Annotated in this window: 9 protein-coding genes and 3 rRNA genes; 2 read left to right on the forward strand and 10 right to left on the reverse strand. The window is 67.1% G+C overall.

Features of this window, described 5'->3' with window-relative positions:
* Positions 1-47: 47 nt before the first annotated feature.
* The 10 genes from recN to tyrS form a co-directional block, all read right to left on the reverse strand.
* Positions 48-1,763 (reverse strand): DNA repair protein RecN, encoded by a 1,716-nt coding sequence (gene recN, locus FGG90_RS06120; RefSeq protein WP_094129193.1) that lies wholly within the window; start codon positions 1,761-1,763, stop codon positions 48-50.
* A complete protein-coding gene (locus FGG90_RS06125) occupies positions 1,756-2,673 on the reverse strand; it encodes an NAD kinase (RefSeq protein WP_372584815.1) in 918 nt (305 codons plus the stop codon). The genes recN and FGG90_RS06125 overlap by 8 nt, the downstream gene beginning before the upstream one ends.
* 5 nt (positions 2,674-2,678) lie before the next feature.
* Positions 2,679-3,476, reverse strand: a complete 798-nt coding sequence (locus tag FGG90_RS06130; protein ID WP_094129187.1) for a TlyA family RNA methyltransferase — start codon at positions 3,474-3,476, stop codon at positions 2,679-2,681.
* A gap of 34 nt (positions 3,477-3,510) precedes the next feature.
* On the reverse strand, positions 3,511-3,762 hold the full coding sequence (locus FGG90_RS06135; protein ID WP_210433109.1) for a hypothetical protein: 252 nt from the start codon (positions 3,760-3,762) through the stop codon (positions 3,511-3,513).
* Between the two features lie 9 nt (positions 3,763-3,771).
* Positions 3,772-4,812 (reverse strand): HAD-IIA family hydrolase, encoded by a 1,041-nt coding sequence (locus tag FGG90_RS06140; protein WP_094129184.1) that lies wholly within the window; start codon positions 4,810-4,812, stop codon positions 3,772-3,774.
* On the reverse strand, positions 4,802-5,800 hold the full coding sequence (locus tag FGG90_RS06145) for a hypothetical protein (protein ID WP_237583534.1): 999 nt from the start codon (positions 5,798-5,800) through the stop codon (positions 4,802-4,804). The genes FGG90_RS06140 and FGG90_RS06145 overlap by 11 nt, the downstream gene beginning before the upstream one ends.
* 1,049 nt (positions 5,801-6,849) lie before the next feature.
* Positions 6,850-6,966 (reverse strand): 5S ribosomal RNA (gene rrf / locus FGG90_RS06150).
* 117 nt (positions 6,967-7,083) lie between these two features.
* Positions 7,084-10,203, reverse strand: a 23S ribosomal RNA gene (locus FGG90_RS06155).
* 426 nt (positions 10,204-10,629) lie between these two features.
* Positions 10,630-12,150 (reverse strand): 16S ribosomal RNA (locus FGG90_RS06160).
* Together the 16S, 23S and 5S rRNA genes form the textbook arrangement of a ribosomal RNA operon.
* A 555-nt stretch (positions 12,151-12,705) precedes the next feature.
* Positions 12,706-14,016 (reverse strand): tyrosine--tRNA ligase, encoded by a 1,311-nt coding sequence (gene tyrS / locus FGG90_RS06165; RefSeq protein WP_094129181.1) that lies wholly within the window; start codon positions 14,014-14,016, stop codon positions 12,706-12,708.
* Between the two features lie 217 nt (positions 14,017-14,233).
* Here tyrS and FGG90_RS06170 point away from each other — a divergent pair, with 217 nt between their 5' ends.
* Together FGG90_RS06170 and FGG90_RS06175 are read left to right on the forward strand one after the other, a co-directional pair.
* A complete protein-coding gene (locus FGG90_RS06170; RefSeq protein ID WP_094129178.1) occupies positions 14,234-14,944 on the forward strand; it encodes a DNA-binding protein in 711 nt (236 codons plus the stop codon).
* The gene (locus tag FGG90_RS06175) at positions 14,941-15,540 is read left to right on the forward strand and encodes a hypothetical protein (RefSeq protein WP_094129175.1); all 600 of its coding nucleotides are present in this window, start codon (positions 14,941-14,943) and stop codon (positions 15,538-15,540) included. The genes FGG90_RS06170 and FGG90_RS06175 overlap by 4 nt, the downstream gene beginning before the upstream one ends.
* Positions 15,541-15,565 lie beyond the last annotated feature (25 nt).

A 15,565-nucleotide genomic window follows, 5' to 3' on the forward strand; every position in this document is an offset into this window, starting at 1 on the left:
GTGGGAATCGGCGCGCCGCCACACCCCCGACGCGCCGCGTCCCCGCGTCAGCGCAGCGACGCCGCCGTCTCCACGAGCTCGCGCGCGTGCGCCAGGCCGCTCTCGCTGTCCGGCAGGCCCGAGAGCAGGCGCGCCATCTCCTGGATCCGCGCGTCGCCCTCGAGCTGCGTGACGCTGGAGGCCGTGACCTGCCCGTCGCCGCCCTTGACGACGCGCAGGTGGTTCGTGGAGAACGCCGCGACCTGCGCGAGGTGGGTGACCACGATGACCTGCGCGCGCTCGGCCAGCCGCGCGAGCCGCCGGCCGATCTCGATGGCGGCCGCGCCGCCGACGCCCGCGTCGACCTCGTCGAACACGAAGGTGGGCACGGGGTCGTCGCCCGCCACCACGACCTCGATGGCGAGCATCACGCGCGACAGCTCGCCACCGGACGCCCCGCGGCCGAGCGGCCGCGCCTCGGCGCCCGCGTGCGGCCGCAGCAGGATCTCGACGCGGTCGGCGCCCGACAGCGCGGGCTCCTCCCGCGGGCTCACGCGCACGTCGAGCGACGCGTCGGCCATCGCGAGCGCGCCGAGCTCCGCGGTGACGGCGTCCGCGAGACGCGCGCCGGCCTCCTCCCGGACGGCCGTGACGCGGGCGCCCAGCTCGCCGACGAGTTGCTCGTCGCGCTCCACCTCGACGCGCAGCAGGTCGATCCGGTCGGTGTCGCCGTCGAGCTCGAGGAGGCGCGCGCTGCCCGTGTCGAGGAAGGCGAGCGCGTCCTCCACGGTGGGCCCGTGCACGCGGGTGAGGGCCGCGAGCTCGGCCCGGCGGTCCTGCAGCGACTCGAGCTCGCGGGCGCCGTCGGCGTCGAGCCCCGCGAGGTAGCCCGAGAGCTGCACGGCGATCTCGGAGACGAGGATGCGCGCGCTGTCGAGCGACTCGATGACCTCGGCGAGCCCGGGGTCGTGCGCGGCGACGCGGTCGAGGCGCCGGTGCGCGGTGTCGAGCACCGAGGCGGCGTCGGCCGTCTCCCCCGCCGCGTCCTCCGACGACATGAGCTCGTGCGCGGCGGACGCCGCCGCCCGCAGGTCCTCGAGGTTCGTGAGGCGGTCGATGCGCTCGCGCAGCTCCTCGTCCTCGCCGGGCTGGGGCGCGACCGCCTCGATCGCGTCGATGGCCGCACGGAGGTCCTCGGCCTCGCGCGTGCGGGCGTCCTGCTCCGTGACGAGCCGGTCGAGCTCCGCGCGGGCGGCCTGCCAGCGCCGGAAGACCTCCTGGTACTCGGCGAGCACGGGCGCGAGCGCGGATCCGGCGAAGCGGTCGAGGGCCTGCCGCTGCGCCGTGGACGACCGCAGCCGCATCTGGTCGGACTGGCCGTGCACCACGACGAGCTGCTCGCCGATCTCCGTGAGCAGCGCCGCGGGGGCGCCCCGGCCGCCGACCGAGGCCCGGCTGCGCCCCTCGGACGACAGCTGCCGCGTGACGATGAGCTCGCCGCGCGTGCCGTCGCCGAAGGGGTCGACGTCTCCCCCGGCGTCGCGCACGCGTTCGGGCACGGGCCCGTCGGCCGCGATGATCCAGCGGCCTTCGACGACCGCGCGCTCGCTCCCCTGCCGCACGGCGCCCGAGTCGGCGCGCGCGCCGAGCAGCAGCCCGAGGGCGGTGACGACCATGGTCTTGCCCGCGCCGGTCTCGCCCGTGACGGCCGTGAAGCCCGGCCCGAGCGGCAGCGTGGCCTGGCCGATCACCCCGAGGTCGCGGATGGTGATCTCCTCAATCACGGTCGACGGGCCCCCTCCAGCCGGTGACCGGCAGCTCGAACTTGTTCACGAGGCGGTCGGTGAACGGCGACTGCTTGAGGCGCGCGAGGCGCACGGGGATGGTGGACCGCCGCGCCTCGACGCGCGCCCCGGGCGGCATGTCCCGCGTGCGCCGGCCGTCGCACCACAGCACGCCGGAGCCGGAGGTGCGGCTGAGCACCTCGACGGCGACCGTGGACTCCGGCCCCACGACGAGCGACCGCGCGAAGAGCGTGTGCGGGCTGAGCGGCACCACGAGCATGGCCTCGAGGCTCGGCCACACGATGGGGCCACCGGCCGAGAACGCGTACGCCGTGGATCCGGTGGGCGTCGACACGACCATGCCGTCGCAGCCGTAGGACGCGAGCGGCCGCCCGTCGATCTCGACCACCACCTCGAGCATCCGCTCGCGGCTGGCCTTCTCGACGGTCGCCTCGTTGAGCGCCCAGGTGCGGTAGACGATGTCGGCGCCGACCTTGAGGGTGACGTCGAGCGTCATGCGCTCCTCGACCGTGTAGTCCCGGTCGAGCACGCGACGCACGGTGGCCGTGAGGTCCTCCCGCTCGCTCTCGGCCAGGAAGCCGACGTGCCCGAGGTTGACGCCGAGCAGCGGCACCGACGTGCCGCGCACGAGCTCGGCCGAACGGAGGATGGTGCCGTCGCCGCCGAGCACGATGACGATCTCGAGGTCGGCCGTCTGCACGTCCTCGCCGAGCACCGCCACCCCGGCCATCTCGGGCGCGAACGGCAGGATGTCGGCCTTCTCCTCGGCGGTGAGCACGATGCGCACGTCGGCCTCGGCCAGCTGCGCGCACACGCTGAGCGCCGCGTCGATGGAGTCGCGCCGTCCCGTGTGGGACACGACCAGGATGTGCCTCGCGGGTCCAGCCACTTCGCTCACGCTCCTGTGATCTCGTTCGACGTCGATCTCCATTGTGTCGGATTGCTCCCCGCGCGACCGCTGAACCAGGCGAGGTACTCGTGGTTCCCGGCCCCTCCCACGATGGGGGAGGGGACGAGGCCGGCGGTCCCGAGGCCCAGGTCCCATGCGGCCCAGAGCACGCGCATCACGGCGTCGTCGCGGAGCCCCGGGTCGTGCACGATGCCCTCGCGGATCCCGGTGCGCCCCACCTCGAACTGCGGCTTGACGAGCAGCACGAGGTCGGCGTCGGGCGACGCCGTGCGGGCGAGAGCCGGCAGCACGAGCCCGAGCGAGATGAAGGACAGGTCCCCCACCACCAGGTCGGGCGCCTCCGCCTCGCCGCCGAGCGCGCCCGCGAGCGTCTCGGGCGTGAGGTCCCGCACGTTGAAGCCCTCCACGACGTCGACGCGCGCGTCCCCGCGGATGAGCGGATCCAGCTGACCGTGGCCCACGTCGAGCGCGACGACCCGCCGGGCCCCGCGCTCCAGCAGCACCTGCGTGAACCCGCCCGTGGACGCGCCGACGTCGAGCGCCCGCCGCCCCGCGACCCGCACGCCCGGGAAGGCGTCGAGCGCGCCGATGAGCTTGTGGGCGCCGCGGCTGACGTACGCGTCGGTGCCCGCGACGGCGACCGCGGATCCCGGGAGCACCCGGAAGGACGGCTTCACCACGACGCGCCCGTCGACCGTGACGAGGCCGTCGGCGATGAGCCGGGCGGCGTGCGTCCGCGATCGGGCGAGGCCGAGGGCGGGCAGGGCGGCGTCGAGCCTCATGTCCCCGCCCGAGGAGGAGGGGTCGTCCGTCGCGTCAGCCACGCGATGACGCCCCGTCGCCGCCCTCGAGCCGCGCGCGCAGCTCGTCGTGGAGCAGGGCGAAGGACGCGGCGCGCTCCCCCAGGGGCTGTCCCTCGATCAGCTCGAGCCGGGAGACCAGCTCCTCGGCGACGTCCGCGTCGCCGGCGGCGCCCTCGGCAGCGTCCGACGGCGCGTCGACGATGCCCACGGCATCAGCCGCGGCGGCCGCGTCACCCGATCCGCGGATGCCCGCCTCGTCGCTCACCCCGCCACGCTACGCCCGGCCGGCGCCGGTGGCGCCCGCCGCGACGTAGAGGGACTCGGGCACGTCGAGCCCGTAGATGGGCCGTCCGGAGTTCCAGATGACCGCGCACGCCGCACGCAGCGTGTCGATCGTGGAGCCGCCGTCCTTCACGACCTCGACCCGGTCGCCGACGATGCGGACGGACGCCTTCCCGACGGTCGCCACGCTCCCCTGCCCCGAGAACCGCGTCTCCGGGTAGGGCTCGTGCAGCTGACCGAGGTGCTCGAGGATGAAGGTGGGCCGCTGGTCCTCCTCCGCCGCGAGCAGCTGCTTGGCCCGGTCGATCCCCGTGAGCACGTGCACGGACGCCATGCCCGCGCGCGTGGCGCCCAGGATGTCCGTGTCGAGCCGGTCGCCGAGGAACACCGGCCGCTCGGCGCCGAACCGCTCGCGAGCGACGTCGAAGATCGGCGTCTCGGGCTTGCCGGCGACCACCGGCAGGCGCCCGACGGCCGTGTGGACGGCGGAGACGAGGGTCCCGTTGCCGGGCGCGATGCCGCGCGCGACGGGGATCGTCCAGTCGGTGTTGGTCGCGACCCAGACGACGTCCGGGTCCGCCAGCGCGAAGGACGCCTCGGCGAGCTGGGCCCAGCCGACCTCGGGCGCGAAGCCCTGGACGACGGCGATCGGGCGATCCTCGACCGAGCGGGTCACGACGTACCCGGCCTTCTCGAGCTCGTGCACGAGGCCCTCGCCGCCGACGACGAGCACGGTGGATCCGGCCGGTACGCGATCCGCGAGCAGCCGGAGGGCGGCCTGCGGCGACGTGACGACGTCCTCGGGCGCCACGGTCAGCCCGAGCGAGCTCAGGTGCTCCGCGACGGAGGCGTCCGTGCGCGATGCGTTGTTCGTGATGTAGCCGAGCCGCAGCCCCGCGGCGGCCGCGGCGTTCAGCGCGTCGACCGCGTGCGGGATGCTGTCGGGACCCGCGTACACGACCCCGTCGAGGTCGGCGAGGATCACGTCGACCCCGTCCAGCGGCGTGCTGCCCTTGGCCGCCCTAGCGAACATCGCGGTCGCCCTCCGCGTGCTCGGGCTCGAGAGCCGCGGCGTCGGTGGTGTCCGCGGCAGCGGGTGCGCGGTGCGCGTCGCCTTCGCCTTCAACGCCGTCGTCGCCGGCATCCTGCGCGATCTCGGCGTCCACGTCGACGGCGATGTCGTCGTCGTCCCCGTCCTCGCTCGGCGGCACGGGCACCGTGTCCGCGTCCGCGTCGTGAACGGCATCGGCGTCCGCGTCCGCCTGGTTCGCGTCGGCAGAGTCGGCCCCGTCAGCGTCGGCGTCGGCGTCGTACGCGCCCGTCTCGGCGCCGGCCTCGGCGTCGCCGTCGTCATCGGACGTGTCCACGACGAGGTCCTCCTCGACCACCTCGACGGTGTCGTCCCAGCCCTCGTCCGGATCCGCGAACGCCGCCTCGGCCGCATCGGCACGGCGGCGCCACTCGTCGGCCTCGCCGGAGCGGCCGAGCTCCTCCAGCACCTCCGCGTACGCGTGGAAGAGGTCCGCGCTGTAGGAGTACGCGACGTCGCGGTTCAGCTGCGCGATCGACAGCTCGTCGAGCGCCGCCTCGGTCTGCCCCAGGTCGAGCCGTGCGCCGGACATCGCGATCGCGAGCGCGACCTGCTCCGCCGCCGGCAGGCTCTCCTTCGGCACCGATCGACCCAGCTCCAGCGCCTTGTCCGGTCGCCCCTGGCCGCGCTCGCTGTCGACCATGAGCGCCAGCTGGTCGTCCTTCCCGGAGATGCGCCGGTAGGTCCGCAGCTCCCGGAGGGCCAGGGCGTAGTCGCCGACGGCGTACGCGGTGATGGCCAGCGACTCGCGGACCACGGCGATGCGTCCCGCTCGTCGTGCCGCCGAGATCGCGTGCCGGTGCGCCAGCTCGGGATCCTCCTCGATGAGCCGCGCGGCCATCACGAGGTGCTGCGCCACCCCCTCGGCGTTGTCCTTGCTCAGCGTCTTCAGCTCGTTGCGGGCCACGCGATCCAGGTCGCCGGGCTGCACGCCCTCCGGGATCTCCGGGTCATCGTGGCGCGGGCGGACGGACCGCAGCTCACGGGCGCGGAGCTGCTCTTCGGTGAGCGCCTCCTCGTACCGCGGGGCGTCCCGGTCGTTGCGGGCGGGACGACCGTCGCGCGTCCAGAGCTTGTCGCCGTCACGGGGAGGGCGAGCACCGCCCCGATCCCCTCCACGAGGTGCGTCCTTGGACCACGGCTTCCGCTCACCATCCCGCGCAGGACGGCCACCAGACGGCGCGTCCTTCGACCAGGGCTTGCGCTCACCATCCCGGACTGGTCGCCCACCGGAAGGTGCGTCCTTGGACCACGGCTTGCGCTCCCCATCCCGTGCGGGGCGCCCACCCGACGGCGCATCCTTGGACCACGGCTTGCGCTCAGCATCCCGGACCGGGCGCCCACCCGACGGCGCGTCCTTCGACCACGGCTTCCGCTCACCATCCCGTGAGGGGCGCGCACCGGACGGTGCGTCCTTCGACCACGGCTTCCGCTCACCGTCACGTTGCGGACGGCCGGCCCCCGTTCCGCGCGCACCCGAACCGGCTCCGTCGCCGCGAGGACCACGCGGCGCTCCCGACGACCCGCGATCGTACGGCGACTTCCCGCCGTCGCGTCCGCGCGCGGAGTGCGACGATCCGCGGTCCTGGCCCTCGGGCCGGCTGTCTCGATCGGATGAGTCGCTCACTGTGCTCCTGTCGGCCCCGCGGGCCAGATGATGTCTGTGGTGTTGTGGGACGTGCTCGAGTCCTCGACCAGGCTAGCCGTTCACGCAGGCCCGCTCCGCGTGGACCGGGCCTGGTCGGTCTCGGCTCGGGCCGCTCCACGGCCCGCGTCGGCGGCGCACGGATCGCGACGAACGGCCCAAGGCCGCAAGCCGCAAAGTGTGGCCTGCGAGCTGCGCGCTAGGGGCTCGGCAAGTGCAGCATGACTGCGTCACGCGCGAACCGGAAAGGAGCGAACTGCGTCTCTGGCCGTGCGTGTTAACGCAGAAAGGCCCGTCGCACGAATGCGACGGGCCTTCCCGTTTACCCAAGTTAAGTCCGGCGGTGTCCTACTCTCCCACAGGGTCCCCCCTGCAGTACCATCGGCGCTGAGAGTCTTAGCTTCCGGGTTCGGAATGTGACCGGGCGTTTCCCTCTCGCTATGGCCGCCGAAACACCTCATACACACCCACAAAGGGCATGAAATCTGTGATGAATCGACCAGTCAAGCTGGTTGTTCAATTGATACCCGACCGTATATCGGGAACCACATAGTGGACGCAAGCAAAGTGTTTTCAAGATATCGGCTTATTAGTACAGGTCAGCTCCACGAGTCTTTAGTCCTCGCTTCCACATCCTGCCTATCAACCCGGTAGTCTAGCCGGGAGCCTTCACCCTAAAAGGGATGGAAATCTCATCTCGAAGCCGGCTTCCCGCTTAGATGCTTTCAGCGGTTATCCGTTCCGAACGTAGCTAATCAGCGGTGCTCCTGGCGGAACAACTGACACACCAGAGGTTCGTCCATCCCGGTCCTCTCGTACTAGGGATAGATCTTCTCAAATTTCCTACGCGCGCAGCGGATAGGGACCGAACTGTCTCACGACGTTCTAAACCCAGCTCGCGTACCGCTTTAATGGGCGAACAGCCCAACCCTTGGGACCTACTCCAGCCCCAGGATGCGACGAGCCGACATCGAGGTGCCAAACCATGCCGTCGATATGGACTCTTGGGCAAGATCAGCCTGTTATCCCCGAGGTACCTTTTATCCGTTGAGCGACAGCGCTTCCACAAGCCACTGCCGGATCACTAGTCCCGACTTTCGTCCCTGCTCGACTTGTCAGTCTCACAGTCAAGCTCCCTTGTGCACTTACACTCGACACCTGATTACCAACCAGGTTGAGGGAACCTTTGGGCGCCTCCGTTACTCTTTAGGAGGCAACCGCCCCAGTTAAACTACCCACCAGGCACTGTCCCTGAACCGGATTACGGTTCGAAGTTAGATATCCAGAGTGACCAGAGTGGTATTTCAACAATGACTCCACCCGAACTAGCGTCCGAGCTTCACAGTCTCCCACCTATCCTACACAAGCCACACCGAACACCAATACCAAGCTGTAGTAAAGGTCACGGGGTCTTTCCGTCCTGCTGCGCGTAACGAGCATCTTTACTCGTAGTGCAATTTCGCCGAGTTCGCGGTTGAGACAGCTGGGAAGTCGTTACGCCATTCGTGCAGGTCGGAACTTACCCGACAAGGAATTTCGCTACCTTAGGATGGTTATAGTTACCACCGCCGTTTACTGGGGCTTAAATTCTCAGCTTCGCACTTGCGTGCTAACCGTTCCTCTTAACCTTCCAGCACCGGGCAGGCGTCAGTCCGTATACATCGTCTTGCGACTTAGCACGGACCTGTGTTTTTAGTAAACAGTCGCTTCCCACTGGTCTCTGCGGCCTTCAAACGCTTCAGGAGTAAATCCCTACACGCCTCAGGCCCCCCTTCTCCCGAAGTTACGGGGGCATTTTGCCGAGTTCCTTAACCACGATTCTCTCGATCTCCTTAGTATTCTCTACCTGACCACCTGAGTCGGTTTGGGGTACGGGCGATTGGAACCTCGCGTCGATGCTTTTCTCGGCAGCATAGGATCACTGATTTCGTCCGTGAGGACTACCCATCGGGTCTCAGGCTACATAGAAGACGGATTTGCCTATCTTCTGCCCTACATCCTTAGACCGGGACAACCATCGCCCGGCTCAGCTACCTTCCTGCGTCACACCTGTTAATACGCTAAACGCCCCAGCGTAGGGTCGTGTGCTAGGCCAAGACCGTCACCCCGAAGGGATCGAATCAAGGATTCAGACACTTAGCATTACTGGATTGTCTTGGGCGGTTCTTCATCGGTACGGGAATATCAACCCGTTGTCCATCGACTACGCCTGTCGGCCTCGCCTTAGGTCCCGACTTACCCAGGGCGGATTAGCCTGGCCCTGGAACCCTTGGTCTTTCGGAGGACGGGTTTCTCACCCGTCTTTCGCTACTCATGCCTGCATTCTCACTCGTGTGGCCTCCACGGCTGGTTCACACCGCCGCTTCGCTGGCCACACGACGCTCTCCTACCCATCCATACGGCTGGACCACGAAGGCCTGCCTGTAATATAAATGCCACAACTTCGGTGGCGTGCTTGAGCCCCGTTACATTGTCGGCGCGGAATCACTTGACCAGTGAGCTATTACGCACTCTTTCAAGGGTGGCTGCTTCTAAGCCAACCTCCTGGTTGTCTATGCAACTCCACATCCTTTCCCACTTAGCACGCGCTTAGGGACCTTAGATGGTGGTCTGGGTTGTTTCCCTCTCGACGATGAAGCTTATCCCCCACCGTCTCACTGCTGCGCTCTCACTTACCGGCATTCGGAGTTTGGCTGAAGTCAGTAACCTTTTGGGGCCCATCGTCCATCCAGTAGCTCTACCTCCGGCAAGAAACACGCAACGCTGCACCTAAATGCATTTCGGAGAGAACCAGCTATCACGAAGTTTGATTGGCCTTTCACCCCTATCCACAGCTCATCCCCTCCATTTTCAACTGAAGTGGGTTCGGTCCTCCACGACGTCTTACCGTCGCTTCAACCTGGCCATGGATAGATCACTTCGCTTCGGGTCTAGAACATGCGACTCATACGCCCTATTAAGACTCGCTTTCGCTACGGCTGCCCCTCACGGGTTAACCTCGCCACATATCACTAACTCGCAGGCTCATTCTTCAAAAGGCACGCTGTCACACCAACAAGGGTGCTCCAACGGTTTGTAAGCAAACGGTTTCAGGTACTATTTCACTCCCCTCCCGGGGTACTTTTCACCTTTCCCTCACGGTACTTGTCCGCTATCGGTCATCTGGGAGTATTTAGGCTTATCAGGTGGTCCTGACAGATTCACACGGGATTTCACGGGCCCCGTGCTACTTGGGATACTCTCCGGACAGGCGACGACATTTCGACTACGGGGTTCGCACCCTCTATGACTGGCCTTTCAAGACCATTCGTCTATATCGCGCTCATTGCCCTCACAGCTCGGTAGAACTGTACGGAAAGTCCCGCAACCCCGACCATGCAACTCCTACCGGATATCACACATGATCGGTTTGGCCTCTTCCGGTTTCGCTCGCCACTACTAACGGAATCGCTTTTGCTTTCTCTTCCTGTGGGTACTGAGATGTTTCACTTCCCCACGTTCCCTCTACCCGCCCTATATATTCAGGCGGGAGTCACCAGGTCACCCAAAGGGCCTGGCGGGGTTTCCCCATTCGGAGATCCTCGGATCAAAGCTCTATTATCAGCTCCCCGAGGCTTATCGCAGATTTATACGTCCTTCTTCGGCTCCAGATGCCAAGGCATCCACCGTTTGCTCTTAGAATCTTGAAATCACATGAGATTGAATCGTTTCGCCTCCCCTAGAGGAGACAGAATTGACCAATGATCTATAAATAGATCTTTGTGATCCACCGGAAAACCGGTGAATCTAAGATGCTCGCGTCCACTGTGTAGTTCTCAATATACGGGCGGTACCCCACCACCATCCACTCAGGGACGACGGAAAGGGTCCGACAAGAAACCAGACACACCCGAAGGTGCGGCCCGGTCCCTCAGGACCCAACAGCGTGCAACATGCCCTCGACACCCCGCACCACGTTCCCACCCCACAAGGAGGCGTACTAGCAGCACGACGAATCAGCCGGCATCAATGTCAATGTTCCACCCATGAGCGCCACCGCCAGGACGAACGCCTGACGCGTGACTTGGCACCCTTGATCTCCCTGTATACAGAGGAGAGGTGCACATGCTCCTTAGAAAGGAGGTGATCCAGCCGCACCTTCCGGTACGGCTACCTTGTTACGACTTAGTCCTAATCACCGATCCCACCTTCGACAGCTCCTCCCTTGCGGTTAGGCCACTGGCTTCGGGTGTTACCGACTTTCATGACTTGACGGGCGGTGTGTACAAGGCCCGGGAACGTATTCACCGCAGCGTTGCTGATCTGCGATTACTAGCGACTCCGACTTCATGAGGTCGAGTTGCAGACCTCAATCCGAACTGAGACCGGCTTTTTGGGATTCGCTCCACCTTGCGGTATCGCAGCCCTTTGTACCGGCCATTGTAGCATGCGTGAAGCCCAAGACATAAGGGGCATGATGATTTGACGTCATCCCCACCTTCCTCCGAGTTGACCCCGGCAGTCTCCTATGAGTTCCCACCATTACGTGCTGGCAACATAGAACGAGGGTTGCGCTCGTTGCGGGACTTAACCCAACATCTCACGACACGAGCTGACGACAACCATGCACCACCTGTATACCGACCTTGCGGGGCACACATCTCTGCATGTTTCCGGTATATGTCAAGCCTTGGTAAGGTTCTTCGCGTTGCATCGAATTAATCCGCATGCTCCGCCGCTTGTGCGGGCCCCCGTCAATTCCTTTGAGTTTTAGCCTTGCGGCCGTACTCCCCAGGCGGGGAACTTAATGCGTTAGCTGCGACACGGAGACCGTGGAATGGTCCCCACATCTAGTTCCCAACGTTTACGGCATGGACTACCAGGGTATCTAATCCTGTTCGCTCCCCATGCTTTCGCTCCTCAGCGTCAGTTACGGCCCAGAGATCTGCCTTCGCCATCGGTGTTCCTCCTGATATCTGCGCATTCCACCGCTACACCAGGAATTCCAATCTCCCCTACCGCACTCTAGTCTGCCCGTACCCACTGCAGACCCGAGGTTGAGCCTCGGGATTTCACAGCAGACGCGACAAACCGCCTACGAGCTCTTTACGCCCAATAATTCCGGACAACGCTTGCACCCTACGTATTACCGCGGCTGCTGGCACGTAGTTAGCCGGTGCTTTTTCTGCAGGTACCGTCACTTTCGCTTCTTCCCTACTAAAAGAGGTTTACAACCCGAAGGCCGTCATCCCTCACGCGGCGTTGCTGCATCAGGCTTTCGCCCATTGTGCAATATTCCCCACTGCTGCCTCCCGTAGGAGTCTGGGCCGTGTCTCAGTCCCAGTGTGGCCGGTCACCCTCTCAGGCCGGCTACCCGTCGTAGGCTTGGTGAGCCATTACCTCACCAACAACCTGATAGGCCGCGAGTCCATCCCCAACCGAAATTCTTTCCACGACCAGACCATGCGGCCAGTCGTCATATCCGGTATTAGCTACCATTTCTAGCAGTTATCCCAGAGTCGGGGGCAGGTTACTCACGTGTTACTCACCCGTTCGCCACTGATCCGCCAGAGCAAGCTCTGACATCACCGTTCGACTTGCATGTGTTAAGCACGCCGCCAGCGTTCGTCCTGAGCCAGGATCAAACTCTCCATAAATGCTTAAACGCACGACCACCCGAAAGCAGCCGGCACATCTAAAGCCAGACGTGAACGGGAATCGAACACGAACCAGCAAGTTTGAAACCGACAGAACAAATCATTACTGACTTGCTTGTTTGTTTAAATGTTTTCCAAAGGAATCCGGACACCATCCCAAAGGGACGATGCCACGGGTATTTGGCATTTGACATTGTGCACGCTGTTGAGTTCTCAAGGAACGGACGCTCCCGACACCGACCATCACAGCCAGCCATCGGAGCTCACACTCCACCGCTCCCCGTGGGAGTGATCCAGACCAAACAGCCCAGCACTCACGTCGGAAGCAGAATCAGACCCTAGCTCAGTTGGTGGTACACACGCAACCCGTAAGCCGCGGCAACTTCTGTTTCACCAGGATCATCACCCGCCAGAACAGCTCCGGAAGCTTTTCGCTTCCCGCCCGTTCCGGCGACAAGAGGAGACATTACGCGGACCACCCCACCCCCGCAAAACAACCCGCATCCCGGGCGTGTCGCGACGGTCTCCGAGGAGATCACCCGATCAACGGCGCATTCACGCCACGGTGACGCCGGCGAGGGTCTTCTTGCCCCGTCGGATGACGGCGAAGCGACCGTGCAGCAGATCGTCCACGAGCGCGCCCGCATCGCCGACGGCGACGTTGTTCACGTACACCCCGCCCTGCGCGATCGCCCGCCGGGCCTCCCCCGCGCTCGAGACCAGACCCGTGTCGATGAGGGCCTGGATGACGGTGGTGCCGGGCGCGAGCTCGGCCGACGGGAGCTCGCCCAGGGCGGCTCGGAGCGTCGACTCGTCGAGGGCCGTCAGCTCGCCCTGGCCGAACAGCGCCTGCGACGCCGCGATCGCGGACTCGGTCGCGGCCTGCCCGTGCACCAGGGTCGTGACCTCCCACGCCAGCTCGCGCTGGGCCGCGCGCCGGAACGGCTCGGCCTCCACGGCGCGCTCCAGCTCCTCGATCCGGGCTCGGTCGAGGAACGTGAACACGCGCAGGCGGTGGACGACGTCGGCGTCCTCGGTGTTGAGCCAGAACTGGTAGAACGCGTAAGGGCTCGTGATCTCGGGGTCGAGCCAGACGGCGTTGCCCTCGCTCTTGCCGAACTTCGTGCCATCCGAGTTGGTGATGAGCGGCGTGCCGATCGCGTGCACGGTGGCCCGCTCGCTGCGTCGGACGAGGTCCGTCCCGCTGGTGAGGTTCCCCCACTGGTCGCTGCCCCCGGTCTGCAGCACGCAGCCGTGCGCGCGGTACAGCTCGCGGAAGTCGAGCCCCTGGAGGATCTGGTAGCTGAACTCGGTGTAGCTGATGCCCTCGTCCGAGTTGAGGCGGGCGCTCACCGCGTCCTTCTTGAGCATCGTGCCCACCCGGAAGTGCTTGCCCACCTCCCGCAGGAAGTCGATGGCGCTGAGCGGCGCGGTCCAGTCGAGGTTGTTGACGATCCGCACGCCGTTGTCCCCCTGCGGACTGAGGAACCAGGACACCTGCGCCTGGAGTCGCCGCACCCAGTCGGCGACGGTCTCCGGGGAGTTGAGCGTGCGCTCTGCCGTGGGCTTCGGGTCGCCGATGAGGCCCGTCGACCCGCCCACGAGCCCGAGCGGGCGATGGCCGGCCAGCTGGAGCCGGCGCATGAGCAGCAGCTGCACCAGGTTGCCGAGGTGCAGGCTCGGAGCGGTCGGGTCGAAGCCGCAGTAGTACGTGATGGGCGGCCCCGCGAGCAGCGACCTCAGCGCCTCCGGGTCCGTCGAGACCTGCACGTACCCGCGCCAGACGATCTCCTCCCACACGTCCGCGAAGGACGGGTCGTTGCGCTGGGCGGAGAGGTGGGCGGGGATGGTGTCGGGCACCCGCACACGGTATCAGCGGGGTCCCGTCGGGACCGCGGAGCGCGTCGCGCGTCCGCCGGATCCGCCCGCCAGGGGACGACGCGGGGTCGGTGCGCTGTCGGTGGTGGCCGGGAGGATCGAGCCACGGGCCGGTCCTCGGATCAGGCCTTAGGGCTTGATCGGGGGAGATCAAGTGCCTAGCTTTGATGTGCGCCGACGCGTCCGTCGGCGCGGAGGGGGTCCCGTGTTCGCCATCACCGCCGACCAGAAGTCGAGCCGCCGGGACGTCGACCGCGCGGGCACCGTGCGCGACGAGCTCGCCGAGCGCTACGACGGGCGGCTCGTCCTCCCGGTCGACCGCACCTCCGGCGACGAGGTGCAGGCGCTCGTCGCCGACGCCGCCACCGCGCTCGACATCGTCCTGCGGCTCACGCGCGCCGGGCGCTGGAGCGTGGGTCTCGGCGTCGGCGAGGTGCGCACGCCGCTCCCCCGCGCCACGCGCGAGGCCACCGGGCCGGCCTTCATCGCGGCCCGGGATGCCGTCACCGCCGCCAAGCGCAGCCCGACCCGGTTCGCCCTCGCGGTGGAGGCCGGGGATCCGTCCCCGCGGGCGACCGACGACGACGCGCCGGGCGGTACCTCCACCGGTCCCACCGCGGGCGGCCTCCCCGGTCCCGCCGAGGTGGAGGCGCTCATCACCCTGCTGCTGCTCACCCGGGACCGCCGCACCCCCCAGGGCTGGGACGTCGTCGACCGCATGGCGGGCGGCGGGACCCAGCGCGACGTCGCGGCGGCGCTCGGGATCACCCCGCAGGCGGTGAGCACGCGGCTGCGCACCAGCGCATGGCGCGCCGAGCGCGACGCCCTCCCCGGGCTCGAGGCGCTGCTCGCGCACCTCGACGCGGGCGCGTCCGCCGGGGATCCGAAGTCGACCGCCAACGGAGGCCGCGCGTGATCCCCGGGGGCACGCCCGCGGAGGTCGGCGCCTGGATCGGCCTCTGCCTGCTCGTCACCGCGAGCCTCGTGCTGGCGATCCTGTCCGCGCGGGTGCCGCGCACCGGCCCGGTCGTCGGCGCGGCCGGAGCGCTCGCGGCCGCCCTCGCGCTGGGCCTCGCGCTCCTCGGCCCGGCGTCGCCGCTCGTCGTGGGCTACCTCGGGATCGCGGCGGTCGTGCTCGCGGTGCTGGGCGGCGGATCCGCGTCCACCGTCGTGCTCGCCTCCGCCACGCGCGGATCGGTGCCGCCGGGTGCGTTCGGCGGGATCCTCGTCGCGCCGCGCGGGCAGGACGACGACCCGTCGGCGCTCCGCCGCCCCACGCGCGAGGTGCTGCGCGGCGGGGCGACCATCGGCATGCTCGAGCGGCTCGCCGTCGTGGCCGTGATCCTCGCGGGCTACCCCGAGGCGCTCGCGGTCGTGATCGCGATCAAGGGGGTGGGCCGCTTCTCCGAGCTGGGCGAGGCCGCGGAGGCGCGCGAGCGCTTCATCATCGGCACGCTCGTCAGCTGGCTGTGGGCGGCGAGCTGCGCGGCCGTCGTGCTCGTCGTCCGCTGACGCGGCCGGGCCCGGCCCGGCCGGG

The sequence above is a fragment of the Clavibacter michiganensis subsp. tessellarius genome (assembly GCF_021922985.1).
GTDB classification, from domain to species: Bacteria; Actinomycetota; Actinomycetes; order Actinomycetales; family Microbacteriaceae; genus Clavibacter; species Clavibacter tessellarius.

Bases quoted from the DNA above. Each gene is read 5' to 3' on its own strand.
- FGG90_RS06130 (WP_094129187.1), bottom strand. From the start codon at position 3,476: ATGAGGCTCGACGCCGCCCTGCCCGCCCTCGGCCTCGCCCGATCGCGG.
- FGG90_RS06140 (WP_094129184.1), bottom strand. From the start codon at position 4,812: ATGTTCGCTAGGGCGGCCAAGGGCAGCACGCCGCTGGACGGGGTCGAC.